General features: G+C 49.7%; 8 protein-coding genes. 6 read left to right on the plus strand and 2 right to left on the minus strand.

All coding sequences use genetic code 11. The features are described 5' to 3' along the window. Positions 1 to 48 precede the first annotated feature (48 nt). Positions 49 to 1,029 (plus strand): GTP 3',8-cyclase MoaA, encoded by a 981-nt coding sequence (gene moaA / locus IC229_RS15905; RefSeq protein WP_190887984.1) that lies wholly within the window; start codon positions 49 to 51, stop codon positions 1,027 to 1,029. 82 nt (positions 1,030 to 1,111) lie between these two features. Here the strand turns inward: moaA and IC229_RS15910 are convergent, their stop codons facing one another. Further along, the gene (locus IC229_RS15910; protein WP_190887985.1) at positions 1,112 to 2,071 is read right to left on the minus strand and encodes an ABC transporter substrate-binding protein; all 960 of its coding nucleotides are present in this window, start codon (positions 2,069 to 2,071) and stop codon (positions 1,112 to 1,114) included. Positions 2,072 to 2,340: 269 nt separating this feature from the next. Further along, on the minus strand, positions 2,341 to 3,354 hold the full coding sequence (locus IC229_RS15915; RefSeq protein ID WP_190887986.1) for a helix-turn-helix transcriptional regulator: 1,014 nt from the start codon (positions 3,352 to 3,354) through the stop codon (positions 2,341 to 2,343). A 215-nt stretch (positions 3,355 to 3,569) separates the two neighbouring features. Here IC229_RS15915 and IC229_RS15920 point away from each other — a divergent pair, with 215 nt between their 5' ends. From IC229_RS15920 to IC229_RS15940, 5 genes are all read left to right on the plus strand, one after another. After that, the gene (locus tag IC229_RS15920) at positions 3,570 to 4,046 is read left to right on the plus strand and encodes a pPIWI_RE_Z domain-containing protein (protein WP_190887987.1); all 477 of its coding nucleotides are present in this window, start codon (positions 3,570 to 3,572) and stop codon (positions 4,044 to 4,046) included. 32 nt (positions 4,047 to 4,078) lie between these two features. Then, positions 4,079 to 4,225: a hypothetical protein gene (locus tag IC229_RS15925; RefSeq protein WP_190887988.1), complete on the plus strand. Its 147-nt coding sequence runs from the start codon at positions 4,079 to 4,081 to the stop codon at positions 4,223 to 4,225. Between the two features lie 28 nt (positions 4,226 to 4,253). After that, positions 4,254 to 4,499 (plus strand): hypothetical protein, encoded by a 246-nt coding sequence (locus IC229_RS15930; RefSeq protein ID WP_190887989.1) that lies wholly within the window; start codon positions 4,254 to 4,256, stop codon positions 4,497 to 4,499. A 104-nt stretch (positions 4,500 to 4,603) separates the two neighbouring features. After that, positions 4,604 to 5,065, plus strand: a complete 462-nt coding sequence (locus tag IC229_RS15935) for a pPIWI_RE_Z domain-containing protein (protein ID WP_190887990.1) — start codon at positions 4,604 to 4,606, stop codon at positions 5,063 to 5,065. Between the two features lie 85 nt (positions 5,066 to 5,150). Further along, positions 5,151 to 6,767: an amidase gene (locus IC229_RS15940; RefSeq protein WP_190887991.1), complete on the plus strand. Its 1,617-nt coding sequence runs from the start codon at positions 5,151 to 5,153 to the stop codon at positions 6,765 to 6,767. Positions 6,768 to 6,976 lie beyond the last annotated feature (209 nt).

The following is a 6,976-nucleotide window of genomic DNA, read 5'->3' on the forward strand; positions in this document are numbered from 1 at the left end:
ATACATTATTGCAATCAAAAGTTGTAATTTTGTGTTAGTCCAAAACCGATGATTTACGACAACCATAACCGTCCCATTACCTATCTCCGGCTGGCTGTAACTGACCGCTGCAATTTGCGGTGCTTTTATTGTATGCCAGAAGAAGGTATCAAGTACCTGCCCAAACATCAGGTGTTGACCTATGAAGAAATGGAGCGAGTGGTACGTGTGCTGGCGCAGTTAGGTGTGCATAAAGTACGTATCACGGGCGGAGAGCCGTTTGTGCGATCGGGCTTGATGGGTTTTTTACATCGGTTGGCAGCAATTGACGGACTCACAGATGTATCCATAACGACCAACGGTGTTTTGACGGCCCCACACGTAGTGGATTTAGCAGCTATGGGCGTTAAATCCGTGAACCTGAGTCTCGATACGTTAGACAGGGAACGGTTTCGAAAAATCACACGTCGCGATGAATTGCCAGCCGTTCTGAAAACCCTCGACGCGCTGCTGGACGCAGGTATTCAGACTAAACTCAATGCGGTAGTGATGGACGGGCAAAACATAGAAGATTTGCGTCCGCTTTCCGAACTAACTCGATCCTTCCCGATTGATGTGCGGTTTATTGAAGAAATGCCGTTCAACGGTGAAGGCACTCATTACCCGGTTCTCTACTGGACGCACCAACGTATTGCCGATGAACTGCGTGAGTTCTTTCCGGATTTGCAGAAACTCACTGATTCTCCATTTTCAACGGCGGCCACGTATCAGGTTCCGGGGCATCTGGGCACGATTGGTATAATTGCTGCTTTCAGTCGTACCTTTTGCGGCACCTGCAACCGAATTCGCCTGACTGCTCAGGGCACGCTTAAAACCTGTCTCTACGACAACGGAGTACTCGATATTCGGGCCATGCTACGTTCGGGTGCATCAGATACCGAACTGATAGCAGCCTTTCAGAAAGCGTTCGCCCATCGGCCACTCAACGGCTTCGAAGCCGAGCAACAACGCGACACCGTGACCGAGTCGATGGCTACGATTGGAGGATAAGTTTTTATGTCTGAGATAGGATGTATAATATAAGTGTTGCAGCGTAGGGGAATATATCATATACCCTACTTCATACATCTTATCAAAGTCTCACAATCGTCGGAACACCCTCAAGGTATTCGTTGGTAAAGAGGGTATTAACGTCCATTTGCTGAATGATTTCACCTTCGGAAGAGGTTAGCATCCGGTTACGAATCATCCAGTTCATAAACGACATCCAGACGCTCCGGTGCATCAATCCCCAATGCCCATCGCCGTCCAGATAATAGCCCGATACCATTTGCTGGCTCTGCTCCACGAAGTTTCGATTGCTAAGAGACGGGTGATTCGCCGTTTTCATGAGAATTCGGGCGGCATCGTCCGGGTTTTTCACGGCAAATCGAAAGCCAGCTGCTGTTGCTTCCAGAAAACGGCTCAGCGCTTCTTTATTTTGATTTGCCCAGTCCTGATGCGCCGTCAGAACGGGGTTGTAGCCGTAAGGAATTTCGTATTCATCGAACAGAAACTGGTTCAGATCAATACCATCGATATCGGCTTTGACGCCCTCCCAGGTCAGCCAAAACCAGGCGGCATCAACTTCGCGGGTGAGCAACGCCTTCCAGATGCCCGTCCAGGGTATTTTATGGGCTACGAAATTACCGCGTCCGTCATCGTTCTGAACGAGCTGCCGAATGATATCTTCCTCATAACGAGCTCCATAGGAGGCATACACCTTTCCATCTAACTGGCTTGGGCGACTGATTCCGCTCTCCCGGAGGGTTACAATAGCACTAATATCGCGGGCTAGCAACGTAGCAACAGCGATGAGCTGAGTGCCATTGGTTTGGTAACTGATTACACTTTCAGAAGGCGTAATGGCCAGATGAGCATCGTTCTGCGCTACCCGTCGGGCGGGCATCATCTGGTATTTTTCCTGATCTGGAATAATAAACTCTATATCAAGACCGGCTTGTTCATAAGCGCCTTTCGCCAGAGCTACATAAAATCCGGTATGGTTTGTATTAGGTGTACGGTCGAGTGCTAAACGTATTTGCGTATTCATACGGCGCGGCAGTGTTACGGCTAAGTTAACAATTCAACGAATGGAAGGTTTAGTGCAGTCTTGATACGCTGATCCAGGCGCTATTTTCTTTAGACGTTACCACTACGTATTTGAGTGAACATATCGTATAATTATTTAGCTTTTTCTTTCTATAGTACCACAGATAGATTGTTTATAGCTAAAATATGCCTGATTATGTACGCAAGCGACGTAGCAGGCGGTAACAAATTCTTTTCTAAATTCTGCCTGAACGGCTGGCTACATCGACACTACGTTGGTAACTCGTATCGGGACAACGTAGCAGCCAGTGATTCTTTCATTTCCTGAACCAGACTCTCCGGCTGCAAGACAGTCAGGTGTTCGCCATAGCTGCGTAGGTGCATTAGCAGATCGCGGTTGGGAGCCAGACGCAGCCGTACTACGCATTCGGTATCGGTGTCACTCAGCACCTCCTGCGTCTGGTGAATGGGCTTGGCTTTGACGTAGCGGCCAAACAAAGGAGTGAACGATAGGAGTATTTCTTCGACCGGGCCGCTGCTATCGGTGATGCCGTAAATGTGTTCGAACAATTCGCTTACGTTGGTGAGCACCGTTGGGGGCACTTCGCAAAGGTCGTCGGTCAGTTCGAGGTCGCGCATGCGGTCAAAGGCGAAGGTGCGTTCTTTGCCAGAAGCTTCGTCGTACCCAATTACGTACCAGCTATCGGCCACTTCACGCAGCAGAATGGGATGCAACGTACGTAGTTTATTGTCGATTTCGGGACTATCATGCCGCGAGTATCGAAACGAAATCTGCCGGTTCTGATTGATCGCCCGAATCAATACCGGTACGTACTGCCGGTTTCCGCCCAGAATTCGCTCTTCTACATAAACCACTCGCCGGGTCAGCGTTTCGGTTTTCACTTCCCGGATAATATCCAGACTCTGCCGCACTTTCTGTAACGCATTAGCCAGTTCGCCCGCTACCGATGCGCCCTGCGTGGCCGTAAGTACTTCACGCGCGTAGTCGAGCGCTTCCATGTCATCGGGCGAGAGCATCAAACGTAGCAGCCGAAACTGCGGGTCGGTGTAGTAATAGCCGTTACGTCGTTTGTCGTAGGCGATGGGCGCTTCGTGGTCCTCGCGCAATCGTTGAATATCTTTTTCCAAGGACGAAATGGAACGGATGCCGCATTTGTCCTGGCAAAGTTCGAACAGACGCTGCTTGGAATACTGACGCGGGTATCGACTGATAATCTCGTCGATTAATCGATAACGTTGAAAGGCGGAACGAGTTATGGGCATAGTTTTCGAATTAGAGCTGGGACGCAGAGATGCAAAGACACGGAGATTCACTGAGTTATTTTTAAAATAAATCTCTGCGTATAGCTGTGCATTTCTGCATCCCAGCTTTTACCCCACAAAACAATCAAAAAAAATTTCACAAAAAAAGATGAACGTAAAAAGATTACGTTTTGGCCGGTAGAACTTTGTTCTGTGAATTTTAAATAACAATACTAATGAACACCCTTATGAACACCTACTCGAATCGCTCAACTGGCTTAACGCCCTCGCTTTTTCCAGCGCTGAATACGTCTTCTCAATGGTCGGCTTCATCGGCAGCTACGCGTTCTGGTAAACGTGCTACGTTGTCGGCAGGTCAATTGTTCGATATTGAAATGGGGTTGTTTCTGTTGTCGCAATTACTGCCAACGGCTCCGCCCGACGCATTGCCTACTCTGCTGGCCGATAACGGTACGTCGTTCCTGGATCGGCCGACCTGGACACCTAAACAACATAAACTATTGAATCGCGGCCGTATGCTGCTGAGCCACATTCAGCAACGTAACGTATGGTCGGCGCTGCTGGATGCCTACACGACTATCCCCGACCGATTACAGGCATACGATATCAGCGCCGACCGCAGCCGCTTCGGCGAGAAAACTGTTGGTTTCTTCCGGAACCGGATTATAACATTACGTCAGATGGTTGGTTAATATTACTATCTGATTATCAACCAATTCAACCAATGATGACCTTGACGAACACGATGGTACGAGGACGGGTGAGCGCACTACTGATACGTTCCCTGTGCAGCGTAATTAGCGGCACGGCTCCTTTGCTACGTCGGATGATTCAATGGCGCATTGGAGTCATAAAGTGGATCAAAAAATAGCTGTAAACGCGTAAACGCACGAACTGAAATGGAAACAATTGTGAAATCAATTACGCCCTCTGTGGTGTCTCAGGCCGCTGCTACGTTAATGGTAGCCGAGGGCGGTACGTCGACACTGCTTGTTCAACAATTTCTACGCAATCAGGGGTATCAATCGTATGAGGCCGAAGTATCGAAATGGCTCAATGTAGCCGCTGAGGAAGCTGGCTGGGCTGTTGAGGACAAAGGTTTATTTCGGGTCTATTCTTTCCCCGAAAATCGATTTGCGGCCTGAGCGCTGAAATAAATTGTAAAATAATGTTGCGGAAAAAGAACAACGTAAAATAATTACGTCCTGAGAGTGTGAAATTTGATACGAACAGTAAAACAACGATACTAATGAACACTGCATTGACTTCTGCTCCTCTGACCGTTCGGCCCGGCCTGACGAATTTGTTACGTTGGCAGGAGCCGCTGGCCACTCGCCTTCGCTTCCGGCACGCGCTGCCTGGCATGGTTGCCAACCGGATGCTCAATGTTGAACTTGGGCTGTATCTGCTGGCGGAATTACTACCGCTGATTCCCGCTCAATTTCTGCCCGACCTGCTTAACGGCCAGGGCGCTGCTTACCGGCTTCGTCCAATCTGGTCTCCCCGCCAGCACCGCGCGCTGAATCAGGCTCGTCAGTTGCTGGCTCCCTACCGCGATCAACGTGTGTGGCTTAAAGCGCTGGAGAAATATGCTACGTTACCAGTCGATGTACGGATCTTTTCGCTAAGCGGTCGGGGCGGCTGGAATTCGGATGTGAGCAGCTACGTCCTCCGCGAACGGCTGGGCTTATTTCAGGGCGTGTTGGCATAAACGTAGCGCTGCTACGTTGGTGCAGACATACCAAAATTTGGTAATTTGTGCGTTTGTGTCATCCCGCATTTCGCCGATTTATCCTATGAACCGACGTAGCTTTATTAAAACCAGTTCAATTGTTTCCGTATCCGCCACATCGCTGGCGGCTTGCTCCTCTCCCCAATCTGAAAAATCAGAAAATACAGACGCGCCTTTTGTTGATACGTTCGCGCTCAATGAGTTGACCATCAACGATCTTCAACACAAAATGCAGTCGGGTGAGCTTACTTCCGAAGCCATTACCAAACTTTATCTGGACCGTATTGATGCCATTGACAAAAAAGGGCCGCACCTGAATTCCGTCATTGAAATCAACCCCGATGCTCTGACGATGGCAAAAACCCTGGATGGGGAACGAAAAGACGGCAAACTCCGGGGCCCAATGCACGGTATTCCGATTCTCATCAAAGACAACATCGACACCGGCGACCAGATGATGACCACCGCTGGTTCGCTGGCTTTGGAAGGACACAAAGCCGCTAAAGATGCGTTTGTGGTGGCGCAGCTGCGAAAAGCCGGAGCAGTGATTCTGGGTAAAACTAACCTAAGCGAGTGGGCTAATTTTCGCTCAACGCGATCAACCAGCGGCTGGAGCAGTCGGGGAGGTCAGACGCGAAATCCCTACGTACTGGACCGTAATCCGAGTGGCTCTAGTTCAGGTTCTGGTGCAGCGGTAGCGGCTAATCTATGCGCCGTAGCGGTTGGCACCGAAACCGACGGCTCCATCATTGCACCTTCATCACATTGCGGCTTGGTTGGCCTTAAACCAACCGTCGGACTGGTCAGCCGCAGCGGCATCATTCCCATTTCGCACACCCAAGACACCGCTGGTCCCATGGCACGTACCGTAACAGATGCGGCTATTTTGCTGGGAGCTCTTGTGGGTATTGACGCGGAGGATACTGTCACCCTCGAAAGTCGTGGGAAGAGCGTAACCGATTATACCCAATTTCTGAAAGCAGATAGTTTGTCGGGCAAACGTATCGGTATCGAAAAATCGTTTCTGGAAGGCCATGAGGACGTAGTGGCCTTATACAAAGCGGCTATCGACGTACTGAAAAAACAGGGCGCTACGGTCGTAGAAGTGGAGTTGCGCAAAGGACTTCGGGAAACGGGCGGAGCCGAATTTACGGTGCTGCAATATGAGTTTAAAGATGGCTTGAATCGCTACCTATCGAAAGCCAACGCACGAGTAAAATCCTTAGCCGAGGTCATTACGTTCAACCAGCAGAACGCAACCAAAGCCATGCCGTATTTCAAGCAGGAAATCCTCGAAAGCAGCGAAGCCAAGGGTGATCTAACCAGCAAAGAATACACCGACGCTCTGACCAAAACAAAAAGTTGGCGGCAACGTATCGACCAGTTGATGGCAGCCAACAAGCTAGACGCCATCGCCGGCACCAGCATCGGCTTCGCCTGCTGCATCGACCTCATCAACGGCGATTACGACACCGGTTTTTACTTCTGCCCACCTGCTGCTATGGCCGGTTATCCCCACTTAACCGTTCCGATGGGCACCGTTCACGGCCTCCCCGTCGGGTTTTCGTTTATGACCGGCTCGTATCAGGAAGGGCCGTTACTTGCTATGGGTTACGCGTATGAGCAAGCGTCGAAGAAGCGGGAGCGGCCCGGGTTTAAGGAATCAGCGATTTTAATTTAGTTCACGAAGTTTTTCTCATGCAAAGTACACTTTCTCGTAAAAAGCTATCCCTTTTACGGCCATTTCGACTGTGAAGTTCGGCCAATTCTAACGGTTCGAATCCTATTTTTTTTGCTATATCGGCAATAATTCGGTAGTGGCTTAACTGCGTTGATTCAAGCATCTTTGTGAATGGTCTTAGAAGCAGTCTCCTGTAAGCATTGTGGGCA

The organism is Spirosoma profusum, assembly GCF_014699005.1.
GTDB classification, from domain to species: domain Bacteria; phylum Bacteroidota; class Bacteroidia; order Cytophagales; family Spirosomataceae; genus Spirosoma; species Spirosoma profusum.